Origin of the sequence: Shewanella dokdonensis, from assembly GCF_018394335.1 — a bacterium.
Lineage (GTDB): Bacteria > Pseudomonadota > Gammaproteobacteria > Enterobacterales > Shewanellaceae > Shewanella > Shewanella dokdonensis.
Genome location: NZ_CP074572.1, coordinates 1651681 through 1674830 on the forward strand (window position 1 = coordinate 1651681; position 23150 = coordinate 1674830).

Genomic DNA, 23150 nt, shown 5'->3' on the forward strand with positions numbered 1-23150 from the left:
TTAATCGCGACACGGCCAGCTTGTAACCTGGCCGTTTAAGGTTAAGATCGGGACTTCGCATCTAACGCACATGGAGTTTCAGATGTCCGACGATCCGATTAAACTGACCGAATACAGTCACGGAGCTGGCTGTGGCTGCAAAATTTCGCCTAAAGTGCTGACAACCATCCTTGCTTCACAACTGCCAGGCTTTACCGACCCCAACCTGCTAGTAGGTAACCAGACTCGTGATGATGCTGCGGTATATAAGCTGGATGACCATACCGGCATCATCAGTACCACTGACTTTTTCATGCCGATTGTAGACGACCCGTTTACCTTTGGCCGCATTGCCGCAACCAATGCCATCAGTGATGTCTATGCCATGGGCGGTACGCCACTGATGGCTATTGCTATTCTGGGCTGGCCGGTGAGCAAACTGCCAGCAGAAGTTGCCCAACAAGTGGTAGATGGTGGTCGCCAAGCCTGTGCCGATGCCGGGATCATGTTGGCCGGAGGTCACAGTATTGATGCGCCGGAACCTATTTTCGGCCTGGCCGTCACAGGTAAAGTCGATTTGGCGCATCTGAAGCAGAATGACACTGCCAAGTCGGGCGACCTGTTGTATCTGACCAAACCGCTAGGGATTGGCATCTTAACCACCGCCCAGAAGCAGAAAAAACTGGCCGATGAAGATAGTCACATCGCCCCAGACGCCATGTGCCAACTCAACAAGATTGGCGCGGAAGTGGCGCGTTTAGCGGGTGTCAATGCCATGACTGATGTTACCGGCTTTGGACTGGCCGGGCATTTACTGGAAGTCTGCCAAGGGGCCAAGCTATCCGCCACCGTCAATGTGGCCGCGTTGCCGCTGCTGCCTAAAGCCCGCGAATATTTGGTAAAGGGCTGTATTCCTGGCGGAACCCATCGCAACTTTGACAGCTACGGGGAGCATCTGCCGCCCTTGGATGAGCAACAAAAAGCACTGCTGTGCGATCCACAAACCAGTGGAGGCTTGCTGATCACAGTAGCACCAGCTCAGGAAGCGGCACTGCTGGATGTGTTGGCCACCCACGGTGTCAGCGGTTATAAGATTGGGGCGCTGGCAGAACATCAGCCTCATACCGAATGGATCCAACTGCAATAATGAGTCAATCTGTGGTTCCAGCCGCGGCCTATCGGGAGATATTCCTGAACGATAGGCCGCTTATCGATTTACGGGCCCCCGTAGAATTTAGCAAAGGGGCCTTTCCTACCAGCCATAACTTGCCATTAATGACCGACAATGAGCGGCAGCAAGTCGGTACTTGTTACCAGCAGCATGGGCCAAGCGCAGCGCTCGCCCTAGGGCATCAACTGGTGAACGGCGCGACCAAAGCGGCGCGGGTAGATGCCTGGTGCCAGTTTTATCAGCAACACCCAGACGTGTACCTTTATTGTTTTCGGGGCGGTATGCGCTCACAGATTTCTCAGGGGTGGCTTAGTGAAGCAGGTGTGGAGTGCCCTTACATTGCGGGTGGTTACAAAGGCATGCGCCAGTTTTTGTTGCAAACCTTGGAAGCCCCACAATTAGCCCCACAGATGCTGATACTCAGTGGCATTACCGGTTCTGGGAAAACTGAAGTCATCCAGCAGCGACCAAAAGAAGCCGTTGATCTGGAAGGGATTGCCAATCATCGTGGTTCCAGTTTCGGTAAAGAATTAACCCCGCAGCCGACCCAGATCAATTTTGAAAACCAATTGGCGATTGCCATTCTCAAACATCAGCAACGCCAAGCCAGTTGTCTGCTGCTGGAAGATGAAAGTCATCTGATTGGCCACAGTTTTATTCCAACGCCATTTTTTGACAACATGCAAGCGGCAGCAATGGTGGTGTTGGAAGCGCCCTGGCAGCAAAGATTGCAGCGGCTGCTGGAGCAATACGTTCACAAGATGTGCCGTGGCTTTTGTCAGCGGGATGGTGACGAGGCAGGATTTGCAGCTTTTAGCCAATATCTGTATCAAAGCATCAACAGCATCAGCAAGCGTTTAGGGCTGCAACAAGCCAGAGAGCTGCAAGCCTTGATGACACAAGCGCTGGCAGAACAGCAACAACGTAACAATACCGCGCTGCATCTGGAATGGATCGCACTATTGCTCACACGCTATTACGATCCTATGTATGAATACCACTTACAACGCAAAGCCGAGCAGATCTTATTTCGTGGCGATCAGCAAGCGCTCAACCAATGGTTGGATGCACGCCAAAACTAAACGGCTTTCAGAATCTGTTCCCAGGCTAATTCCGGTGTTCCCATCACGATAAAGTTGGGGTTTTCCAGCGTATCTCGTTCGTTATAGGTTAAGGGTTGTAGCGAGGTGTCTAGCAGCCGTCCGCCAGCTTCTTCGATAATAATCTGTGCCGCCCCTGTGTCCCACTCACCAGTAGGCCCAACGCGAACATAACAATCGGCACGTCCTTCTGCCACCATGCAACTCTTTAACGCCGCCCCGCCCAAAGGCAATAATTCACACAATTCAGGCTCTCTGAATAGCCGTAGAACCTTTGCCGGATCCTGACGTCGGCTGATCGCCAACCTTAAATTGTGAGCCGACGATGGCAACCGGCGACTATGAAGCTGCTGTACTTGTCCCTGATGACGTTTAAATGCACCGTGGCCCGCCACGGCGTAATAGCACTCTTCCGACATAGGCACGTACACCACACCTAGCACCGGGCGATGTTGTTGAATAAATGCGATAATCACCGAAAAATCGCCGCTTCCAGCAATGAATTCACCCGTGCCATCAAGAGGATCCACCAGCCAGTAGCTGGACCAATGGCTACGCGCCGCTAGCGGAATATCGGACGCTTCTTCGGAGAGTACCGGGATATCCGGTGTCAGTTGCGTAAGGCGTTTGCTGATCAGTTCATGGGCAGCGATGTCTGCCGAGGTAACCGGGGTGAGATCATCTTTTATATCTCGCTGAAAATCCCCTGTTGATAGATATTGCGGATCATCTTGCCCGCTTCGGTAGCTATCTCTATGACCTGTTCCAGCAACTCTTCTGGCTTCATAACCACTCCAACCTCACAACGAGGTAATTAAAGTCAGCGGCCGGTTTCGCGGCACTATCTCTTTGTGGGATCAACCCGTTACACTTTCAGTTTTAGACGCTCCAGCGCCAAAAACAAGGCACTGACACTGCGGGACTCAGAAAAATCGCTTAAATCCAACAGCCCGCGCCATTCCGGTAATGCCCAACTGACCATTTCAATCGGCTCCGGTTCGTCACCTTCCAGGCGGCTTTCGTAGAGATCTTCTGCCAGAAAAATCTGCATTTTGCTGGCAAAATAGCCCGGCGCCAAACTCAGTTCTTTCAGGTGCACCAGTTTACGGCTGCCGTAACCAATCTCTTCCTGTAATTCCCGGTTAGCAGCCTGCTCCGGAGTCTCACCGGGGTCAATCAGACCTTTTGGGAATCCCAATTCATAACTGTCGGTTCCTGCCGCATATTCCCGGCCAAGCAACAGCCATTGTTGCTGTAACACCGGCACTATCATCACCGCACCGCGGGTGCCACCTTTCATTCTTTCGTAGTAGCGTTCCTGCTGATTGGAAAAACGTAAGTGCACCTGCTCTATATGAAACAGGCGGCTCTGTGCGACAGTTTCTGTAGCAAGAATTTCCGGCTTTTGCTGCCGTTTGCTCATTCAGGCCTCGATTGCCAACTGAAAAAATGTGACTTAGGTTGCAATGTTATACCAATTAGCAGGAATTAACAGCGGCTAGCGGTTCGGCTGTGGGTGAATTAAGACGATGTTTCTGGATCGCAATAACATGCTATCGCTGTGCGTTTTGACAACGCTTGCTCACAATTATGAGCGTTGCATCCCGCGCAGAGAAGCAATGTCCGCCATCAAACCAATCAGTGACCCACTGTGATTTGCGGGAATGGAAGTTGCAGCGATATACCAATGCCAAAGCGGAGATGACTAAAAGAGGTTGCTAAGAAATAGCGATGGCGGTGTCCCCAACGCGATAAATTGATCACCGCGCCAGGAGTTGTTGCGGTTAGCTCGGCGGGCATGTGCCGTGAGGTAACGCTCCGGCGCCACACCCGCGCTTGATATTCAGCAACGTCTGCCCCGTTGCTGAATATTGGCGAATCTGGCACCAAGCGGACGATAAGCTGGGCAGGTTTTACATGCCCAGAATACGGCCCTTGTATTTCAAAGGATAATTACCGCTGGCATCCGGTTTGCCTAATAATCCCAGCGAATCCTGCAAATCTTTGGACTGCGCGTCAGTGCGCCGCATCCGGCCGTTAACTTCCATCTGCGAGTTACCTTTCAGCAAAATAGTGCCCGCGACACCGATGGCATTTTTTTGATCATCGGTGGCCAGTTGTAGCTGTCCCTGAATACATTGCAGTGTAAATTCAATATTCCCTAACGGATAATTGCCAAATTGGTTATCTAAGCCGATTTGATTCAGGAACAATTTGCCGTTAAGTGCGGTACACCAAGGCTGTCCCTGTACGGCATTGTCCAGCAGTAGCGACACATCACCGCTGAGTACTGTTTTCAGTGGCAGTTGACGATTTCCCACCAGAAAGCTTAACGGTGCATCCAGCCGCAGGTTGCGGGCACTCACACCGGCTGTAGACCAAGTTACCAGGCCTTTGCCATTGACCGCGGTACTGCGATCACCCAATTGCAGCTGCGCCTGCACTGAACCGGTTAATAGCGCCCACGGACTCAGTTGCCAACTCAATTGCTGCAATTGCCGGGCACCCAACTGCGCCAGTTCGGCCTGCCCTTGCCACAAACTACCGCTGACACCGCTGAGCTGTACCCCGGCGGGTAAAGGTGCTAATGCCACGGCGATACGTGCTGGAAACAGCACCACCATAAAGATCAGATAGATCAGGAAGCCGATTGCGATTTTACTAAACAGTTTCAAAACAACACCTTATGACTGAGATAGCTGAATACGTCTGACTTTTACCATACCAGGTTGCTCACCTTCGGCCACATCCAAGCTGTCCAGTGACAGGCCTTGTTTTTGCACCAGTTCCCCCAGATATGACAACAGTGCATCAAACGGCACATCATCCATCCATAGCTGGATCTGCTTGCCCTGTGGCTGCATCCGGGTAATGGATAAACCATAAGCCGCAGCACTTTGGGTCACCAGCGTGCTCAAGCTGCCATGCTGAGTCGGACGGGTTCCCGCTTTTTTAAGTGCGGTGATTTTCGCGGCACTTTGCTTTACAAATAACAGCGTCTGCTGCTGTGCATTCAGTTTTACCTGCGCCTGAGCTTCGGCATTGCTTAGTGGCGTCCAGAGTCCCCAGTAAAAAATTGCCATCAGCACAATTCCCGCCATAACAAGCACGAGTTGCCGTTCCCGTTGCGCCAGCGATGCCCACCATTTCTGCAAATTTTCCATCTCTATTTGCTCCTCAGGGTCAAAGTGCTGGTGACGGCACCTTCAATGCTGTTCATCGCGCCCGCGTCCAACTGGAAACGATCGCCGGCGAGTCCTTTGAATTTTTCAATCTGGGCGTAATCCTTCGCCGTTACCTGCATCCTGATTTCATTGCGACTGCCATCAAACCGTAGATTATTAGGTTTGAGATCAGGTACTTGTTTAAATGCTTGTTGCAAACTGCCGAGCATGGTAAACAGCTCGCCACCCGCGCCCTGTCCCTGCAATGAACGCAGTAGCGAGTCCATCTGCGAGCGCACATTCACAATGCGACTATTACCCGCCACAGTACGGTAGATGGTTTCTGTCTGCACCTGTAACTCAGCCGTCTGACTGTTTAACCGATAGATATTCAGCCCTTTATTGACCAGTCCTAACACTAAGGCTAGCACCGCAATTACGGCGACTTTCTTCCAAGGCAGCAACTGTTTGCTGTATTCACGTTTAGGTGTGTAACGCCCACACAGCAGATTAAAAGGGGCGTCCAGATAACCTTTTGCCAGCACCAGCAATGGCAGTTCCAGCGGCTGTTGCTGGCAATCGGCCTTATCGGCAACAAATGGGCTATAGCACGCTATGGAAGGCGGCGTTTCACGTTGCTCAAGCAAGGAGGGAAATAACATGTCAAACCAATCACGACTGACACTGATACCATCCGCAATTCCGCGGCGCAGCAGCATCTGCCCATTAAATTCCATTAAGGCCCAATCCATCTCCAGCAGCGGCAATGCCAGACAATCTGGCACCAGCTTGCGCGGTTTCAGGCCAGCATCCTGCAACCAGGACAGCCATTCCTGTACTAATGCATGGGCCACCACAGCAACGTGCAAAGTATCACCATCACGAGGCCCCGGCACAAAATGCAACTCATCGACATTCTGTGCTAACGAGTCTTCCAACATAAAGGGTAACGCTTTCAACGCCTGGCGCTGACCTTTTTCCGGTAGGGTAACGGTTGTCAGGCTAAGGGCATCGCCCGCTACCAGCACATCCACAGGTCGATTGCCGGCACGTTCACTCAGTGTCGAGAGTGCGCGGGCATCCGCCAACTCACCGGAGGCGATGATCTCCTGTTCCTGTTCAGACCACACCAACCAGGCGCAAGGCTCGTCGATGTTACTGCCTAAACGGATAAATAAGCGTTCACTCACTGTTATTCTCCACCATTCCCTAAGGGTAAAGGCCGTTATTACTGTCCGCCGTATTGGCGAGTCAGAACTTCCAGTTTATTGCCACCCGTCACATGCAGTACGCTCTGCATATGAAAGATGGCATCATCCACTTTTGCCCGGCCATCCAGCAGGAAAAACCGACTGGAGACAGTAAAACTGGATTTCAATTTGTCATCCTGGCTAGCAATTGTGGTTAATGAACCTTGCTGCCAAAAATCATCTATTTTATCAAAACCACTGGCAGCTCTTTGATTAATAATGCTTTCTGCTTCGCCAACTGAAATTTTGTTTTCCAGCATTGCCGCTAATAACGGCGCCTGCGCGACTTTTACCGTGTTGACGTTCAGTATCTGAGTATTATTGCCAGGGATCACACAGATATAAGGCAACAGTTTACGGTAAATCTCTTGGCTATACCCCAACACCGCCCGCAGTTCGCTACGATCGCTCATCAACGTGTTTGCCGCCCGGTAAGGTACTTTACGCGACTCGTACTCAGCATCCTCGGCACCATAAGGGCTAACAGCACTGTCGGCATCCAAGTAGTCTTTCAGCGTATATGTCAGCCGTTCCGCATTAAATTCGTCCAAGCCCAAGGCAACTAACAATGCGGTGTATTGCCGAGCGGCCAACGGTAAGGTTTCCGTCTGTCCAGGGTTGCTAACCGTTTGACTCAGTGAGTTCAGATTAAAACAGCTGCGCAGATCCGTGATAGTACCGCCTATCTGACCCACCTCAGCCGGAAACACAACGTTCGCCAAGGCCCAATATTGTTGCAGATGCACCCGGCCTTCCGAGTCATCCAGATCTTGCTTCAGTACCTTACGAGCCAATTCTTCGGCGGAGATGGCATACCAGTATGCCTGATCATATTCCACCAGATTGATAGTGCGCCGCACCGATACTTGATTACGACCACTGATACTGACCGCCAGCACGGCGATGATGGCAACCACCAGCAATACAACGATTAGGGCCACGCCTCGCTGTTTACGCTGCATGATTACTCCTCTTCGCCCCGGTTGTTGCCACTGCTGTTACCGCCGGGACTGTTTTCCTCAGCGTTAGCATCTGTGCCATCTTCTGGTTTATTGTCGCCAGCACCGTCCTGCGATTGCTCACCGTCCTGACCTTGCGATGTGGCTGCGCCCTCAGGTAACAAAAACTTACGCATGATAGTGCCGCGATCTTCTAGCTCTACTTCTATGGCAATCGCTGCGGGTAAACGGTTAAAACTCTGCTGCTCGGCCTGTTGCCATTTACCATCAATATAAAAGGCGTACTTGACGGCAACCACTTTATCCATCAGCACGGTTTTAATTGGTTCAGCGCCAATTTCTGGATCCGGATAAGGGAAATACCAGCGTTGCAGTTTGCCGTCCTGCACAACATAAGCCAGCGACTGAATACTGCCTCTGGGCAGCAATCCGCCTGGGTTAAGCCAACCGATACGGTAAAACACCAACGCCTGTGATTCTGAGTCCAACAGGTTATTACCCGCCTGTATCACTAACTCAGTGTGGACGCCTGTCGCGCTGCGAAAAGAGCGTGCCACCATCTGCCCCATATCCCGTTCAATACTGCCAAATCCCTGTTGCAGATAACGCAGTTGGCTGGAGAAGTCGCGGGTCACCTCATCATCTTTAATCACAGTTTGCAGCACTGAGTTAGTGGCTAATCCGAGCATCGCAAAAATGCCGATAGCAACTAACATCTCCAGCAGGGTAAAGCCGCTATTCTTGATTGAATACATAGCTGCTTACCTTGGTGATGATCCGCTGATATTTATCGTTGTCACTGATGCTGATGCGGATCATCCGAAATTTTTCGTCGGTGGTTTTAACGACTTCCTGCCGCCAGTACCAAGTCTTGCCAGCCATCTCTACATGACCATCTTTGGTGCCGAGCGCCGGAAATTTCTCCTGTAATCGGGCATCGACCATCTGGTTGTCTGCCACCCATTGCGCCAACGTTTTCTCTTCAAGCATTGGCAGATTAGTCACTTGGTCGCCAATACTTTTGGTAATGGCGACCGCAGCCACCGCAAATACGGCTAGCGCCACCATCACTTCCAGCAGCGTCATCCCTTTACTGCGCTGCATCATCAAAGCTCCCCATCACCAAGCGGCCAAGGTTATCGCCACTGACTAACTGTTCATATGGCTTGTCACCGCCGCTGGCGATAAAGGTCAGTTCAAAACCGGTCATTTCACCGCTGGGCAACAACATGATCTGGGGCTCAGGATTTTTATCATCTTTTTTCTTGTCGTCATTAAATGGTTTGTCATCATCAAACAACGAATCCTGTTCTTCTTCCTGATCCAGCGGCAAGCCTTCTACCTGTAAATCGGTGCTGATCCCTTGTGGCAGCGTATGTTCCGCCAGTAAATTATCGCGCTGTAACGGCTGCCATTTATCGTTCACATACACCACATAATGGTAAGCATCTTTATCGATGACGATCCCAACAAACTGGCCACTGAGCACGGCTTCATCTGTCACGGCTTCGGTCACCGCAATAAAACGCTGCGCTTCCCGGGTTAACTGTTGTTGCTGATTACCACCACCGATGGATAAGGTAACGGCAGCCGCCATTAGCCCCATCAGCAGCACCACCAGCATCACTTCCAGCAGGGTGAAACCCTGCACCCGTAAACGCGACATATTACTGATATTTCTGCAGATTCCAGTTACCAATATCGTCCTCGGTGCCTGTCTGTCCATCTGGACCAGCACTGAAAACGTCAACTTTGCCGTGTTCACCAGGACTCAGCAGCATATAGGGGTTACCCCATGGATCCTGTGGCAAACGTTTGACGTAGCCATCTTCACGGTAGTTACGTGGTTCTGGAGAAATGGTAGGTTTCTGCACTAAAGCTTCCAACCCCTGTTCGGTAGATGGATATACGCTGTTATCCAGCTTGTACATATCCAGTTGGTTCTCCAGCGTGACAATATCAGACACGGCTTTCTGTTGATCGGCCTTCTCTTTGTTGCCCATGATATTAGGCATCACCATGGAAGCGAGAATCCCTAAGATCACAATTACCACCATCACTTCCAGCAGGGTAAAACCGCGTTGTCTGTTTTTGCGTTGCATTGCGTTACTTCCTCCTAAAAATAGCCAGCCGCCTTAGCCACTGACCATGTTATTGAGTGCCAGGATCGGCTGCAGAATGGCCATCACGATAAACAGCACAATTACCGCCATACTGACCACCAACGCTGGTTCAAAAACACCCAGCGCAATGTTGACGTTCGATTCAAATTCCCGATCTTGGTTATCCGCCGCACGCTCCAGCATCTGCTCTAGCTCACCGCTTTTTTCACCCGAAGCAATCATATATAACATCATCGGCGGAAACAGTTTGGTGTTAGTCAGCGCCGCTCCAAGGCTGGTACCTTCACGCACCCTGGCGGTGGCTTCTGTAACGGCCTCTCGCACACGCATGTTCTGCATGACTTCACTGGCGATACGCATTCCTTCCAGCAGTGGCACAGAACTGGCGCTGAGAATACTGAGCGTGCGCGCAAAGCGAGCGGTATTCAGCCCTTTACTGACTTTTCCCACAATCGGCATACGCAGCAAAAAGCTGTGGTACTTCATGCGGAAATCCGCTTTTGCCAACATGCGTTTAAACAGAATGAACAACAGCACGATCACGCCTAGCACAATCAAGCCATAATCTTTGAGAAAATCAGAAGACGCGATCAATGCCCGAGTGGTGGCCGGTAATTCCTGCCCCATATGCTGGAACTGCACCACCACCTTAGGAACGACCGCGGTCAGCAAGATTGAAATCACGGCTATCGCAACCAGTGTCAGCACGGCGGGATAGATCATTGCTTGCGTTAGTTTGTTTTTCAGTTGTTGCCGCCGTTCGGTGTAATCCGCCAAGCGGTTAAGTACCACTTCCAGATGCCCGGATTTTTCACCTGAGGCCACCATGGCACGATAAAGATCGTCAAAGACATGCGGGAATTCAGCCATGGAATCGGCCAATGAATAACCTTCGACTACACGTGAACGCACCGCCATCACCATAGACCCCAAGCGATCTTTGTCGCACTGCTGTGCTACCGCTTTTAAGGCTTCTTCAACGGGCAATCCGGCAGCAATCAGTGTTGCCTGTTGGCGGGTGATCAACGCCAGTTCTGCCACGGAAATCCGTTGTCGACGATTTAGCCAACCCGTCTTCGCTACCCGAGACTCCTTTTCGGTGACCTGGGTCAGCTCCAGCGGCATCAGCTTTTGCTCTCTCAACTGACTGCGAGCATGCCTTGGGGTATCGGCTTCAATCACCCCTTTGACCTGCTTGCCCGCGCTGTTAAGGGCTTTATAGTCAAACGCCGCCATTACTTACTCCTCGCGGGTTACGCGCAGCACTTCTTCCAAGGTGGTGACCCCGGCCAGTACTTTTTGCATACCGTCGTGGCGGATGCTGGGAATGAATTCACGGATATATTTCTCAATCGCCAGTTCGCCGCGGCCACCGTGGATCAATTCACGGATTTTATCGTCTACCAGTAACAACTCATGGATACCAGTACGCCCTTTATAGCCATTAAAGCCACAGGCTTTACATCCCTTGGCGCGGTATATTGGCGTTTCCTCCTTCTTGGACAACCCCAATAACTCCCGTTCCTGTTTGTTCGGCAGGTGGGGCTCTTTGCAATCATCACACAGTGTACGCACCAGTCGCTGTGCCAGTACGCCTAATAAACTGGACGATACCAAGAAGGGTTCGACCCCCATATCTTGCAAGCGGGTAATGGCGCCAGAGGCGGTATTGGTATGCAGGGTGGATAACACCAGATGGCCTGTCAATGAAGCCTGTACAGCAATCTGCGCCGTTTCCAGATCGCGGATTTCCCCAATCATGACCACATCAGGGTCTTGACGCAAAATGGCACGCAAACCACGGGCGAACGTCATATCCACTTTGGTGTTCACCTGTGTTTGACCGATCCCCTCGATTTCATACTCGATAGGGTCTTCTACTGTCAGGATATTGATATCTTTATGATTAATATCTGTCAGCCCGGCGTACAGCGTGGTACTTTTCCCGGAACCTGTTGGCCCGGTCACCAAAATAATACCGTGGGGTTTACGCAGCAGATCTTCAAACTGCACCCGGATGGCTTCCGTCATCCCGAGCTGCACCAAATCAAGATTGCCGGCATTTTTATCCAGCAAACGCAATACTACGCGCTCACCGTGGCTGGATGGCATGGTAGAAACACGCACATCTACCGCGCGGCCACCGATACGCAATGAGATACGGCCATCCTGTGGCACGCGTTTCTCGGCAATATCTAACCGCGCCATAACCTTAATACGGGATACCAACAGCGACGACAGTTTACGATTGGGGCGCAATACTTCCCGCAACACGCCATCGATGCGGAAACGGATCACCAGCTGTTTTTCATAGGTTTCAATATGGATATCTGAAGCTTCTTCTTTGATAGCTTCGGACAATAAGGCATTGATCAGGCGGATAATTGGCGCATCGTCATCCCCTTCCAGCAGATCTTCTGTTTGTGGCAGTTCTTCTGCGAGGGTAAACAGATCCATCTCATTGCCGATGTCTTCCATCAACTGCTGCGCCTCAGAGGAATTACTCTGATAGGTCTGTGTCAGCCGATATTCAAATGTTTCCTCGTTGACCTTTTCCAAGGTCAACTCACACCCGGCATAGCGGCGCGCTTCTAGCAACGCAGACATTGGCGCTCGGGCAGTGTAATACAACACCAAGCGCTCACCGTCTTTACTTAACACCAGGCCATGACGATGGGCAAACGCAAAAGGCAAACGCTCACTGCTCGCAGAACTAAACAGCTCATCACCTTCTGACTCAGCAGCCAAGCCCAATTCACTGGAAACCTGAGTCAAGTCCTCTGTTTGAGTTTCTATCTCACTCATGGTCACTGCCGTCTTGTTTATTGTCGCCGTTAATCGCTTTTAACGCCGGTTCTGACTCGCGTTTAGGCATTGCCAGCCCCTGACCGTTTTTGTAACGCTGCAGGATTTCATTCACGTCTGGCGGTAATTGCTCATCGCTTTTCAGCTCGTCCATCACCGGCACTTTAGCATCTGGCATCAGGTTGATACCGCGCTGTTGCTGTTCTAGCTGTAGCGCCCGGAAATAGTTGTACTTACGACCCGCAATGCCTTCCATGGTCACGCCATCACGGACGATGGTCGGTTTGATAAATACCATCAGGTTACGCTTGGTCTTTTTACTGCTGCTGGAGCGGAACAACTGCCCGAGGAACGGGATATCACCCAGCAATGGTACTTTCTGCACACTTTCCTGGGTTTCTTCGTTGATCAGCCCGCCGAGCACCACAATCTGCCCAGAGTCGGCCATCACAGTGGTGGATAACTTACGAGTGGCAAACGTGACGTCAACGCTGGTGTTACCATTAACACCAGAAACTTCCTGCTCAATGGCGAGCTTGACCGCGTTACCTTCGTTGATCTGTGGAACCACTTTCAACTTAACGCCGACTTCCTTACGTTCAACCGTAGTAAAAGGGTTGCTATTGCCGTTTTGCGAACTCTGTGAACCGGTAATAACGGGCACTTCATCACCGACAATGAAAGACGCTTCTTGGTTATCCAAGGTGGTGATGGATGGTGTTGCCAGTACATTTGAATTGGTATCGGATGCCACGGCTTGGATCAAAGCACCAAAATCGCCGGAAACAATCCCCCACGCCACACCGTTGACTTTACTCAGGGCGCTGGCCAGTGCGGTTACGTCACCGTCGGTGTCTGGATTTTTGGTCACTATCGGCTGATTATTGCTGTCATATGTGGTGATTGTATTGCCGTCTTTAGTCCGCGCGCTCCAGACCCCGGCACCAACTTCGGCCAGAGATGGCCCAATATTATTGAACTGGGTCAAGCCGCCAGACAGCGACCCCATCTGCACCCCGAGGCCAATGTTATCGCCTTCGGAAATTTCGACGATGATGGCTTCAACCAGCACCTGCGCCCGGCGGATATCCAATTGATTGATAACATTTTCCAGCGTGCGCATCTGATCGGGTTCGGCGCTGATCACTAACGAGTTAGTCTCTTCATGCGCCATGATGGTGATGTTGTTATTACGCTTACCCGTGCCACCCGCCACCGCAGCGGCGGTTGCTGTACCATCTTTATTTTCTAGCTTCTTGGCAAAGCCATCTAAGACTTCCACCAAATCTTTCGCTTTAGCATATTTCAGATAACGGACTTTGGTGTTGCCCGTCGTGGCTTGCTCAGCATCCAAACGAGAGATAAGTTCCACCGCCCGTTCACGGCTACGTTGATCGCCACTGACCACCACAGCGTTAGTGCGCTCATCAGCCACCACTTTAGGAGCCTGCCCTGGCATCTGTGCCTGATTGGCGCTGGTACGGTACAGGTTGTCAATAATCCGCACAATCTCACCGGCAGAGGCAAATTTCAGCTGCACCACCTGGGTGTCAACATCCCCTTGTTTGTCCACCTGCTTGACTATATCCACCAGCTTGTTCACTACTGCGGCGCGGCCGGTGATCATCAGCACGTTTGATGGATCATAGTTAACCACGTTGCCGCCGCCAGCGTTATCGTTCAACTGCCGTAATAAAGGCGCCAGCTGTTTGGCTTCGGTGTTATACAGGGCAACAATGCGGGTGACCATTTCATCACCCAATCCCGGTGTTTTGTCATCGGCGAGGCGAATAGAGGAGACTTTGGCGTCTTTATCCTTCACCACCTTGATGACGTTGTTTTCCATCTCCACTACGGCATAGCCATAAACTTGCAGCACGTTAAGGAAGAATTGGTAATATTGCTGATCGTTGAGCATGTCGTAGCTGCGCACGTTAATCTTGCCGCGCACCGTGGGATCAACAATGATGGTCTTATTCAGGTTTTTACCTACGATATTGATAAATTCCTGAATATCAGTGCCTTTGAAGTTGGCCGCATATTGTTCCGACCAGGCGCTCGGTTGGGTCAACAAGGCAGCGGTAGCCACCAACCCCGCGATCAGCTTGGTTCGAATCCGTTTATTATTCATTATTCAACTTCCCCTAAACCTGCGTTACTGCGGCAAACTAAACATAAGTTCAACCAGTTGGCCTTCCCGTTCTACTGTGACGGAAATTTCGGTCAGATCTGGCAATTGACCCATCACATCAAGCGCTTGGGCCATGTCGGTTAAATCGTAGCCGTTAATGGCTTTGGCTAAATCATTGGGTTTAAATCCCGCTTTTTGGAATAGCTCAGGATTTTTCCCTGGGTTAATACGGTATCCCAACAATTCACCGTTCTGCTGTACTGGCGAAATGGCCAGATAGTCGGCAAGCTTGCCGGGATCCGCCAGCAGTTGGTCGCGGGATTCCTGAATATCACGCCCCAGCGTTTCATCGCGGCGGTCAATCTGTAACGGTTTCTCGGTGCGCGCTTGCTGCAACTGGGTATTGGCAGTATTGGTGGTGGTGAACTCCAGCCCATCAAGCATCAGCGTCTCATAACGGCCAGCGTTAGTAATAATGATGCGATCAGCATAGACCTCTTTCAGCGATGCCGATGTGCCTTTAATTTTATCGCCTGGGCTGTAAGTATCTTGGCTACCTTGTGATTCAATCACCGCCAGCCCATGTTGTTCTGCGGTGGAAGCCACAACCCCGGTCAACAAAATGGATAATGAAGTTTTTGGCGCATCGGTGATCAGCTCCGGCGCGCTGGCTTTTACTTGGGCCTGATGAGTATCGGCCTTGCCAAACAATGCCAGCCCTTTAATCACGGATAAATCCACGCCTTGTTGCTGCGCTGGCCCGGCAATGGTGGGCTGCCAAGCCAAAGGAGGATTAGATACCGGGATCAGTTTCCAGGTGATCTGTGCCGCCAAGTACAATACCAGCAGCAACAATAACCAGAACACAGCATTGCTGGCTGGTTTTGACGGAATAGCCGACACCTTGGTGATAATCTTGTCCAGAGAATCCATATTTTCCCGGGCCTCTTATTCAGGCACTGTTTCTATATTATTATCTGATTTACTAATTAAATCCTGCGCCATGCTAACCTAGAGCTAAGGTATCAACAAGAGCACTACCCGCCCAGAATTGGCTAAAACAGCCAGATTATGCTACCTTTTCGCGCCGAAAAAGGGTGTGATGCGCCCCACTCTTTGACGTCGGTTAAGCGTATATGTTTCCGGTTTTAGCAACTCTGTGATCTCATCCATCTTCATCTATATAACAGGAGCGGCACCATGGTGGAAAGCCACAATGACGAGGCTGTCAGGCTAGATAAGTGGTTATGGGCAGCTCGTTTTTATAAGACCCGGGCGCTGGCCAAAGAGATGGTCAATAGCGGTAAGGTGCACTATAACGGTCAACGAGCCAAATCCAGCAAAAATGCTGAAATCGGCGCCCGTATTAAGTTACGTCAGGGATATGACGAGAAAGAGATCGTGATCATAAAAATTTCTGGTGTCCGCCAAAGCGCCGCCATTGCGCAGACACTATATGAAGAGACAGCACAGAGTATCAGCAAGCGTCAGGCGAATGCAGAAGCAAGACGGCTGAATATTCTGTTAAATCCGGCGCCAGATAGTAAACCGGATAAAAAGCAGCGACGGCAACTGATCCGTTTTAAAGAATCCTGATTGTGAGACCCCGAATGAACCAAGACCAACTTCACCGCTATCTATTTGACAATGCTGACGTTCGTGGCGAGATGGTACAACTGCAGCAAAGTTACCAACAGGTACTGGCAACACATCAGTATCCAGCAAGGATCCAGACACTGTTGGGAGAACTGCTGGCGGCCACATCGCTGTTAACCGCAACATTGAAGTTCAGCGGAGACATCAGTGTGCAACTGCAAAGCAAAGGGCCGGTATCGCTGGCCGTGATCAACGGTACCAACAACCAGCAGTTGCGTGGAGTGGCGCGCTGGCAAGGTGAGATTGCCGATGATGCGACATTGCAGCAACTCCTCCCAGACGGTTATATGGCAATTACCGTGACACCGGAAGATGGTGAGCGCTACCAAGGTGTGGTTGCCCTGGACAAAGCAACAGTTGCCGAATGCCTAGAAGACTATTTTGCCCAGTCAGAACAACTGCCTACCGGTATTTGGCTGTTCGCCAATGGGCAGCAGGCGGCTGGCATGCTATTGCAGGTATTACCGAGTGAACACCCGCAACACGAAGATTTTGAGCACTTGCAGCAACTGACCGCCACTATCAGCGCCGCAGAACTGTATCAGTTGCCTGCGCGGGAAATATTACATCGGTTGTATCATCAAGAAGATCTGCGACTGTTTGAACCTATCGACATCAGTTTCCATTGCAGCTGTTCACGCGAACGTTGTGCCGCCGCCATTCGTACCTTGGATAAAGCAGAAATCGACAGTGTTATCGCCGAGCGTGGCGCGGTAGAAATGGACTGTGAATATTGCAACAGCCACTACAGCTTTGACGCCATCGATGTGGAAGCCATTTTTAACATCAGCAGCGCACCACAACGCCAGCAATAACCTGCTCAAAGATAGGCTAGCCGCAATGCTGGCCTATTTCTTATAGAAGCGCCAAGATTATCTGCGTTTTCCTTGAAACCCCGACTAAATTGTTGAAACATCAGTAGCTAGTTTCAAGCTATTGTCGGAGTTTCTCATGCGTTTCCTGCCGCTGTTTGCCTTATGTGCCACTCTATTGCCATTATCCGCGCTGGCACAAACAGCTCCGTTATCGACTTATGTTAATGACAACATCTTGCCACCGCAGCGGCCCTGGCATGGCGCAGATGAGGCGTTAATGCAAGCGGGAGATAGTCGTTGGGCTACGCCGTTTGAACAAAGTGGTGGCATCCGCAGCCCTAGCTACCCCGACACCATCCACTGGCTCGATAACCTGCTGGACGACAGCAGCGGCTTAGAGAAAGTCAGCTTAGGCCGAAGCCCACAAGGGCGTGAGATCTGGATGTACATTGCCAGCGATGAAGACGCCAAAACACCGCAGCAACTGCAAGCTAACCATAAACCCACTGTGTTAGTGCAAGCGGGGATCCATGGCGGTGAAATAGATGGCAAAGATGCCGGCATGATGCTGCTGCGCGATATCTTCCAAGGCGACAAGCGACAACTGCTGGAACACGTTAATTTACTGTTCGTCCCGATTCTTAACGTGGATGGCCATGAACGCAGCGGTGAATATAACCGGGTAAATCAACGCGGTCCTGTGCAAATGGGCTGGCGCAGTAACAGCCAGAATCTCAATCTTAACCGTGACTACGCCAAGGCCGACACGCTCGAAATTCAAAGTGTGCTGAGCGCCATCAATCGCTGGGAGCCACAGCTCTACATTGATGTGCATGTCACTGACGGCCTTGATTACCAGTACGATATCACCTTTGGTTACCACACCCAGAAAGGTCTAAGCCCCAATATTTACCAATGGTTTAGCCAGAGTTATCGGCCGCAGATAGAACAAGCGCTCACCGCCGCATACCACACGCCCGGGCCATTAGTTTTCACCGTCGACAACACAGATTTATCTAAAGGGCTAGAGCTGTGGCACCCGAGTCAGCGCTACTCCGATGGTTATGGCGACGCCCGGCACCTGCCTACCGTGTTGATTGAAAACCATAGTCTGAAGCCTTTCAAACAGCGGGTATTGGGCACCTATGTGTTGCTAGAACAAACCTTGAAAACGGTTGGTGAGCAGGCCACTCGGTTACAAGCAGCCATCGAGAAAGATCGTTATCGTTACCCACAACTGCTAACGCTGACATGGGAACGAGAACTGCAACCCACTACCCGGGATTTTCTTGGGGTCGGTTATCGCATTGAGCACAGTGCCATTTCTGGCGCTAACGTGGTGCGCTGGGACGGCGAAGCCAAACTTTATCCGCAACTGCCACTGTTTAGCACCACCAAAGAAGGGATCCAGGTTAGTCGTCCAGCCGCCTATTACATCCCACCGCAATGGCAAAAAGTCATCCAGCGTCTCGCCATGCACGGCATTCGCATGGAAACACTGCCACAGGCAACCACCATGACATTGCAGCAATATCATCTTAGCAATCCGCAGTTCGGCCAGCGCAGCTTCGAAGGCCGGCAACGGTTACAAGCCAATGCTAAACTAGAAAAACCTCGGTCACGCTACCGGCTGGCACGGTAGAAATCCCCACAGATCAACCTTTGGGCGATTTAGCTATCATGTTGCTAGAACCCCAATCGCCCGATTCACTGCTGCAATGGGGCTTTTTCAATACGATAACTAACCGCACCGAATACATTGAAGATTACGCCATTGAACCGCTAGCCGCGCAGATGCTGGCACAGCAACCTGAGCTAAAACAGGCTTTTGCACTGGCGTTGAAAGACCCCGTATTTGCGGCTGATCCTCAGGCCCGCTTACGTTGGTTTTACGAACGCAGCCCCTATTTTGATAAGCAGTATCTGCTTTATCCGGTATACCGCAGCCGTTAATGTGCCACCCACTGCGTCAAATACCGGTTAATGACCATGGGGATACTTACACAGGATAATTCAGCAGAGTCGTCGGCGCGGCGGTTAGCTCATGGCGCTCAAGCTCTAGCGGTAAGCCCTAACTGTGATAGCAAAGCCCACACCGCACTAAATGCGCCGTATTCCACAGACCGCCCCTAGCGGGCGGTCTACACCAAACCTCACCATCCCAAGAGCTATACAAAACATGCCAGGAAAGCGCTAGCTCAGTTCACTAGGCTGGCATGAACTACGTATTAATGCTCCCCGTTCAATCCTTTGAGTGCGCGAGCGGACTCTCACTGAGAACCCACCTCGCCAGCCATACCTACTCGCTACAGTTGCACTAGCAATATCAGGCAGCGCTGCCAGCTGGCACTGGGTTACTGGGTTACTGGGTTACTGGGTTACTGGGTTACTGGGTTACTGGGTTACTGGGTTACTGGGTGTACATAGTGAAAAGTTAGTTGACAAAGTCAACGATAGAAATTAGTTTAAGATATATCTTAAAACATGAGAAACACTATGAAACCATTTCATCGCATCTTGGCTGACGAACATCGCGGCCACTGCGGTCAAGCAAAGTTGCGCTTTGCCCAAGTGGCACAGGCCAAAAGCCCAGACCATATTGAAGCTGAACCACAGCGTCATCGGCGTTTTCATCGTGGTGAATTAAAGGGACTGATACTGCACCTGCTCAGCCAAGGTGCGGCACATGGGTATGAGCTGATTAAAGCCATTGGCGACCAAGTCGGAGACGGATATCAACCAAGCCCTGGCGTTATCTACCCCACCTTGAATGCACTGGAAACCACTCACCTTATTTGTGCAGAAGGTGATGACAACACACAAGACGGCCGTAAGGTTTATGTGCTCACTGACGCCGGAAAGGCACATCTGGCCAAACATGCGGAGCAGTTGTCGGTCTTGCTGCAACGTCTTGAGCGGCAAGCGCTGAGGCAACGTGCACGCAATAATCCGCAAATCAATGCGGCGCTACAGCAATTGAAAGCGGCGTTGCGCAGAAAATTTGCCAATGATGATTTAGCTGAACCCGTCGCAACCGCCATCGCCCACATTATTGAGCAGGCGGCGCAAGAGATTGAAAAGCATTAATCGGTGGCAACCGGGAGAATCCGTTATGACCGAGGTCGAACAACTGCTGCATCAATACCATATTAAACCCACCCGCAAACGGGTCGCTGTACTGGATATTCTCACACGCAGCAACCAACGTCACTTCACCGCTGAACAGTTGTATTTGCAATTGCAGACCGTTGGTTTTGACACAGGACTTGCCACGGTATACCGGGTGCTGAACGATTTTTCCAGCGCGGGATTGCTAAGACGCAACCAACTGATCCAAGGCAAGGCTTACTATGAATTAGCTGATGAACAACCACATATGCATCTGATCGATATTCATCAAGGTGAAATTTTGGAAATCCAGAACGATGCATTAGTGACACAATTACTGAGCACTGTGCAACAGATGGGATACGCCATAGTAGACGTACAGTTAAATATCTATGTCAAACCGCAGGAGCAGCCTCCTGCAACCGTGAAGTATTAGTCCCGCCACACTCACTTGCAGCAAACTCACTAGCATCAGCCAATGAGACAGGCACTAAGCTGCGCGAGTTTGAAGTGCCATAAAAAAACGGAAACCCATTGCTGAGTTTCCGTTGTTGTGTCACCACAAGGTAGCCAAGCGGCTCGCTGGGCGTTTATGGCGATACTGACGCGACGTTAGCATCGTCTATATCAGAAAAAACTAGCCTTGAATTCAATGCCAATAATACGTGGCTCATTAACAAAGCCAGTCAGGTTGTTGAAGTCAATGGCGCCAGTAACCCGAGTGGTGTCGGTGATATTGCGGCCATAAGCGGCAACTTCATAGTCGTGACCACCGTTGCTCCAGCGATAACCGGCACGCAGCCCCCTTCCAGCAGGTATTTGCTTTCAAACTCTTTGGATTCGTACAGGAAGAAAGAAACCTTAGAGCGATAAGCCCAGTCAGTGAACACAAACAGCTCACCATCGGCCAGCGGGTAAGTGTAGTTGGCGGTCACATTCCCAGTCCAACGTGGTGCCTGAGGTAATGAATTACCGTCGATCAGTGCATTGCCATCAGCATCCAACGGATCGGTCACGGTACAACCACCGCTACAAACGGCGATAGCCAGTTGGTCGTCTTTGATTTCCGTATGGTTATAACTGATACCAGCAGTCACCAGCAGGTTATCTGTCACCGCAAACTGAGAATCTACTTCAAAACCGTAGCCTTCAGACTTATCGGCGTTGAGCAGGCGGCTGTAGTTCACACCACCACCCACAGCAGTCAGTTGCTGATCTTGCAGTTGATAATAAAACACATCAAAGTTGACGCGGCCACGGTTATCCAGGATATCGGATTTGATCCCTAACTCACCGCTATACATGGTTTCTGAATCAGCGACGGTAACGTTATTACCATACAGCAAACGCCCCTGAGCTGATGGAGCCCGGAAGCCTTTGGCAACACGGCCGTAGATATTAGTATCGCTATCAAGGCTATAGACGCCGCTCAAATCCCAACTGATCTGTCCATCTGAAGGATCTGCATATAACTTAGCGGTTGGTAAGCCGCCTTGCTCTGGTGAAACCAGACGTTGTGCCACAAAATCTTTCTTGTCATGGGAGTAACGCACCCCGGCAGTGACCTTGAAGTCGTCGGTAACATCGTAATCCATAGAACCAAAGGCCGCCCAAGCCTTAGTATCCTGCTTCTGATAGGCGTAACCATTTTGCAAGCCGTTCTCATCGTAGCTAAAGCTGTCGATGTCCAAAGACTCATCAAAATAGAACAGCCCGACCTGATAGTCTAAACGCCCCAGTTCATTGGTGGACAGACGCAGTTCCTGTGTCCACTGGCTGTGATCCGGCAAACCATCGGCAGATTCAGAAGTATAAGGAATCATACCTGGTCCCATATAAGGCAGGTATGCAGCGCCATAACCACCATCAATATCACCACGGGAATAAGCTTCGGCAGACTCATATCCGGTGATAGAGGTCAGGGTATAGTCACCCAGATTGTATTCCAGTTTAGCGCTGCCACCGTGGGTCTTGACTGACTGTTCGGCCCGGCTGGCGGCATCCTGGTACACAGTGTCACGTCTAAAACCATCCACCAGATCATTGGTGCCTGTTTTTATCACGTTAGCCCGGAATACCCGAGGCGTACCATCCAAATTACGGTAATGAGCATTCAGCAAGGCGCTGAAATCGCTGTTAGGTTGCCACAATACCTGTAAGCGAGCGGCTCTGTCGTTGTAACCTTCGGCTTGATCTTTGGCTTCAAAACCAGGGGCTTTGTTATCAACCCAATCATCGCGATGCTGATCCAGCACAGACAGACGAGCAGAGATGGTATCTGTCAGACCACCACCCACAGCACCTTCCATATTGATGGTGTTATAGGTGCCATAAGAGGCTTTGGCATACGCACTGAATTCTTGTGTTGGCTTTTTGGTTTCCAGCTTAATGATACCCGCTGTGGTATTGCGGCCGAACAATGACCCTTGTGGGCCGCGCAAAACTTCGACACGTTCCAAATCAAAAATCGGATAACCTTTAAGAATCGCGTTTTCCTGTACCACATCATCCACCACCAGCGATACTGGCTGTGAAGAGTTCAGATCAAAATCTGTGTTACCCATGCCACGAATGTAGAAACGGGGGAAGGTACGTCCAAATGAAGATTCGATGTTCAGGCTGGGAATACGTGCAGACATAAAACGGATATCATCACCCGCCGCCCCCATAGCCTGTAAATCATCACTTTTCAAGGCAGAGATAGACATTGGCACTTCTTGCGCGTTCTGCACCCGTTTCTGGGCCGTCACCATAATCCGTTCTAATTTGCCGTCTTCGGTTTGGGTGGATTGTTCGTCTGCGTAGGCCAGCGAACCGCTGGCGATCAACGCTGCATTAACGCTTAAAAACAGCTTGGACAGTTTGCTCATCATTGATTACCGATTGATT

Annotated in this window: 19 protein-coding genes and 3 pseudogenes; 7 read left to right on the forward strand and 15 right to left on the reverse strand. The window is 50.9% G+C overall.

All coding sequences use genetic code 11. The features are described 5' to 3' along the window. The first annotated feature begins 82 nt into the window (after positions 1-82). Both selD and mnmH read left to right on the forward strand, forming a co-directional pair. On the forward strand, positions 83-1126 hold the full coding sequence (gene selD, locus KHX94_RS07905) for a selenide, water dikinase SelD (protein ID WP_213682982.1): 1044 nt from the start codon (positions 83-85) through the stop codon (positions 1124-1126). Next, positions 1126-2232, forward strand: coding sequence for a tRNA 2-selenouridine(34) synthase MnmH (mnmH, locus tag KHX94_RS07910; RefSeq protein WP_213682983.1), 1107 nt, complete (start codon positions 1126-1128; stop codon positions 2230-2232). Before selD ends, mnmH begins: the two co-directional genes overlap by 1 nt. Here the strand turns inward: mnmH and cysQ are convergent. The 14 genes and pseudogenes from cysQ to gspC all read right to left on the reverse strand — a co-directional run bounded on the left by cysQ (position 2229) and on the right by gspC (position 15615). Further along, positions 2229-3037 (reverse strand): annotated as a pseudogene (gene cysQ, locus KHX94_RS07915) (3'(2'),5'-bisphosphate nucleotidase CysQ). The gene mnmH and the pseudogene cysQ overlap by 4 nt on opposite strands. 78 nt (positions 3038-3115) lie before the next feature. Next, positions 3116-3673: an ADP compounds hydrolase NudE gene (gene nudE / locus KHX94_RS07920; protein ID WP_213682984.1), complete on the reverse strand. Its 558-nt coding sequence runs from the start codon at positions 3671-3673 to the stop codon at positions 3116-3118. Between the two features lie 490 nt (positions 3674-4163). After that, positions 4164-4925, reverse strand: coding sequence for a type II secretion system protein N (locus tag KHX94_RS07925; RefSeq protein WP_213682985.1), 762 nt, complete (start codon positions 4923-4925; stop codon positions 4164-4166). Between the two features lie 9 nt (positions 4926-4934). Continuing rightward, complete coding sequence (locus tag KHX94_RS07930; protein ID WP_213682986.1) at positions 4935-5414, reverse strand: type II secretion system protein M; 480 nt, start codon at positions 5412-5414, stop codon at positions 4935-4937. A 2-nt stretch (positions 5415-5416) separates the two neighbouring features. Further along, complete coding sequence (gspL, locus tag KHX94_RS07935; RefSeq protein WP_213682987.1) at positions 5417-6604, reverse strand: type II secretion system protein GspL; 1188 nt, start codon at positions 6602-6604, stop codon at positions 5417-5419. Between the two features lie 38 nt (positions 6605-6642). Then, positions 6643-7626: a type II secretion system minor pseudopilin GspK gene (gene gspK, locus KHX94_RS07940; protein ID WP_213682988.1), complete on the reverse strand. Its 984-nt coding sequence runs from the start codon at positions 7624-7626 to the stop codon at positions 6643-6645. Between the two features lie 2 nt (positions 7627-7628). After that, positions 7629-8378, reverse strand: coding sequence for a type II secretion system minor pseudopilin GspJ (gene gspJ / locus KHX94_RS07945; protein WP_213682989.1), 750 nt, complete (start codon positions 8376-8378; stop codon positions 7629-7631). Next, positions 8359-8727 (reverse strand): type II secretion system minor pseudopilin GspI, encoded by a 369-nt coding sequence (gene gspI, locus KHX94_RS07950; protein ID WP_213683371.1) that lies wholly within the window; start codon positions 8725-8727, stop codon positions 8359-8361. The genes gspJ and gspI overlap by 20 nt, the downstream gene beginning before the upstream one ends. Further along, complete coding sequence (gene gspH, locus KHX94_RS07955) at positions 8714-9289, reverse strand: type II secretion system minor pseudopilin GspH (RefSeq protein WP_213682990.1); 576 nt, start codon at positions 9287-9289, stop codon at positions 8714-8716. Before gspH ends, gspI begins: the two co-directional genes overlap by 14 nt. Position 9290: 1 nt before the next feature. After that, positions 9291-9725 carry a type II secretion system major pseudopilin GspG gene (gene gspG, locus KHX94_RS07960; RefSeq protein WP_213682991.1) on the reverse strand — a complete coding sequence of 145 codons (435 nt, stop codon included), beginning with the start codon at positions 9723-9725 and terminating at the stop codon, positions 9291-9293. A gap of 33 nt (positions 9726-9758) precedes the next feature. Then, positions 9759-10982 carry a type II secretion system inner membrane protein GspF gene (gene gspF, locus KHX94_RS07965; RefSeq protein ID WP_213682992.1) on the reverse strand — a complete coding sequence of 408 codons (1224 nt, stop codon included), beginning with the start codon at positions 10980-10982 and terminating at the stop codon, positions 9759-9761. A gap of 3 nt (positions 10983-10985) precedes the next feature. Beyond that, on the reverse strand, positions 10986-12551 hold the full coding sequence (gene gspE / locus KHX94_RS07970; RefSeq protein WP_213682993.1) for a type II secretion system ATPase GspE: 1566 nt from the start codon (positions 12549-12551) through the stop codon (positions 10986-10988). Next, positions 12544-14682, reverse strand: coding sequence for a type II secretion system secretin GspD (gene gspD / locus KHX94_RS07975; protein ID WP_213682994.1), 2139 nt, complete (start codon positions 14680-14682; stop codon positions 12544-12546). The genes gspE and gspD overlap by 8 nt, the downstream gene beginning before the upstream one ends. A 24-nt stretch (positions 14683-14706) precedes the next feature. Then, positions 14707-15615, reverse strand: coding sequence for a type II secretion system protein GspC (gspC, locus tag KHX94_RS07980; RefSeq protein WP_213682995.1), 909 nt, complete (start codon positions 15613-15615; stop codon positions 14707-14709). A gap of 267 nt (positions 15616-15882) precedes the next feature. Between gspC and hslR the strand changes: the two genes are divergently transcribed. The 5 genes and pseudogenes from hslR (at position 15883) to KHX94_RS08005 (ending at position 20697) form a co-directional block, all read left to right on the forward strand. After that, on the forward strand, positions 15883-16278 hold the full coding sequence (gene hslR, locus KHX94_RS07985) for a ribosome-associated heat shock protein Hsp15 (RefSeq protein ID WP_213682996.1): 396 nt from the start codon (positions 15883-15885) through the stop codon (positions 16276-16278). 14 nt (positions 16279-16292) lie between these two features. After that, entirely contained in the window at positions 16293-17153 is an 861-nt protein-coding gene (hslO, locus tag KHX94_RS07990; protein ID WP_213682997.1) for an Hsp33 family molecular chaperone HslO, read from the forward strand. A gap of 136 nt (positions 17154-17289) precedes the next feature. After that, positions 17290-19106 (forward strand): annotated as a pseudogene (locus KHX94_RS07995) (M14 family metallopeptidase). A gap of 543 nt (positions 19107-19649) precedes the next feature. Then, positions 19650-20240, forward strand: coding sequence for a PadR family transcriptional regulator (locus tag KHX94_RS08000; protein WP_213682998.1), 591 nt, complete (start codon positions 19650-19652; stop codon positions 20238-20240). A 25-nt stretch (positions 20241-20265) separates the two neighbouring features. Beyond that, on the forward strand, positions 20266-20697 hold the full coding sequence (locus KHX94_RS08005) for a Fur family transcriptional regulator (RefSeq protein WP_213682999.1): 432 nt from the start codon (positions 20266-20268) through the stop codon (positions 20695-20697). 191 nt (positions 20698-20888) lie between these two features. Here KHX94_RS08005 and KHX94_RS08010 read toward each other — a convergent pair. Further along, positions 20889-23131, reverse strand: a pseudogene (locus KHX94_RS08010) (TonB-dependent receptor). Positions 23132-23150 lie beyond the last annotated feature (19 nt).

Coding starts and splice junctions, on each gene's coding strand:
- gspH (WP_213682990.1), bottom strand. CDS start 9,289: ATGTCGCGTTTACGGGTGCAGGGTTTCACCCTGCTGGAAGTGATGCTG.
- gspI (WP_213683371.1), bottom strand. CDS start 8,727: ATGCAGCGCAGTAAAGGGATGACGCTGCTGGAAGTGATGGTGGCGCTA.
- KHX94_RS08005 (WP_213682999.1), top strand. CDS start 20,266: ATGACCGAGGTCGAACAACTGCTGCATCAATACCATATTAAACCCACC.
- selD (WP_213682982.1), top strand. CDS start 83: ATGTCCGACGATCCGATTAAACTGACCGAATACAGTCACGGAGCTGGC.
- gspD (WP_213682994.1), bottom strand. CDS start 14,682: ATGAATAATAAACGGATTCGAACCAAGCTGATCGCGGGGTTGGTGGCT.
- gspJ (WP_213682989.1), bottom strand. CDS start 8,378: ATGTATTCAATCAAGAATAGCGGCTTTACCCTGCTGGAGATGTTAGTT.
- gspC (WP_213682995.1), bottom strand. CDS start 15,615: ATGGATTCTCTGGACAAGATTATCACCAAGGTGTCGGCTATTCCGTCA.
- KHX94_RS08000 (WP_213682998.1), top strand. CDS start 19,650: ATGAAACCATTTCATCGCATCTTGGCTGACGAACATCGCGGCCACTGC.
- hslR (WP_213682996.1), top strand. CDS start 15,883: ATGGTGGAAAGCCACAATGACGAGGCTGTCAGGCTAGATAAGTGGTTA.
- mnmH (WP_213682983.1), top strand. CDS start 1,126: ATGAGTCAATCTGTGGTTCCAGCCGCGGCCTATCGGGAGATATTCCTG.
- KHX94_RS07930 (WP_213682986.1), bottom strand. CDS start 5,414: ATGGAAAATTTGCAGAAATGGTGGGCATCGCTGGCGCAACGGGAACGG.
- gspF (WP_213682992.1), bottom strand. CDS start 10,982: ATGGCGGCGTTTGACTATAAAGCCCTTAACAGCGCGGGCAAGCAGGTC.
- gspK (WP_213682988.1), bottom strand. CDS start 7,626: ATGCAGCGTAAACAGCGAGGCGTGGCCCTAATCGTTGTATTGCTGGTG.
- gspE (WP_213682993.1), bottom strand. CDS start 12,551: ATGAGTGAGATAGAAACTCAAACAGAGGACTTGACTCAGGTTTCCAGT.
- hslO (WP_213682997.1), top strand. CDS start 16,293: ATGAACCAAGACCAACTTCACCGCTATCTATTTGACAATGCTGACGTT.
- nudE (WP_213682984.1), bottom strand. CDS start 3,673: ATGAGCAAACGGCAGCAAAAGCCGGAAATTCTTGCTACAGAAACTGTC.
- gspG (WP_213682991.1), bottom strand. CDS start 9,725: ATGCAACGCAAAAACAGACAACGCGGTTTTACCCTGCTGGAAGTGATG.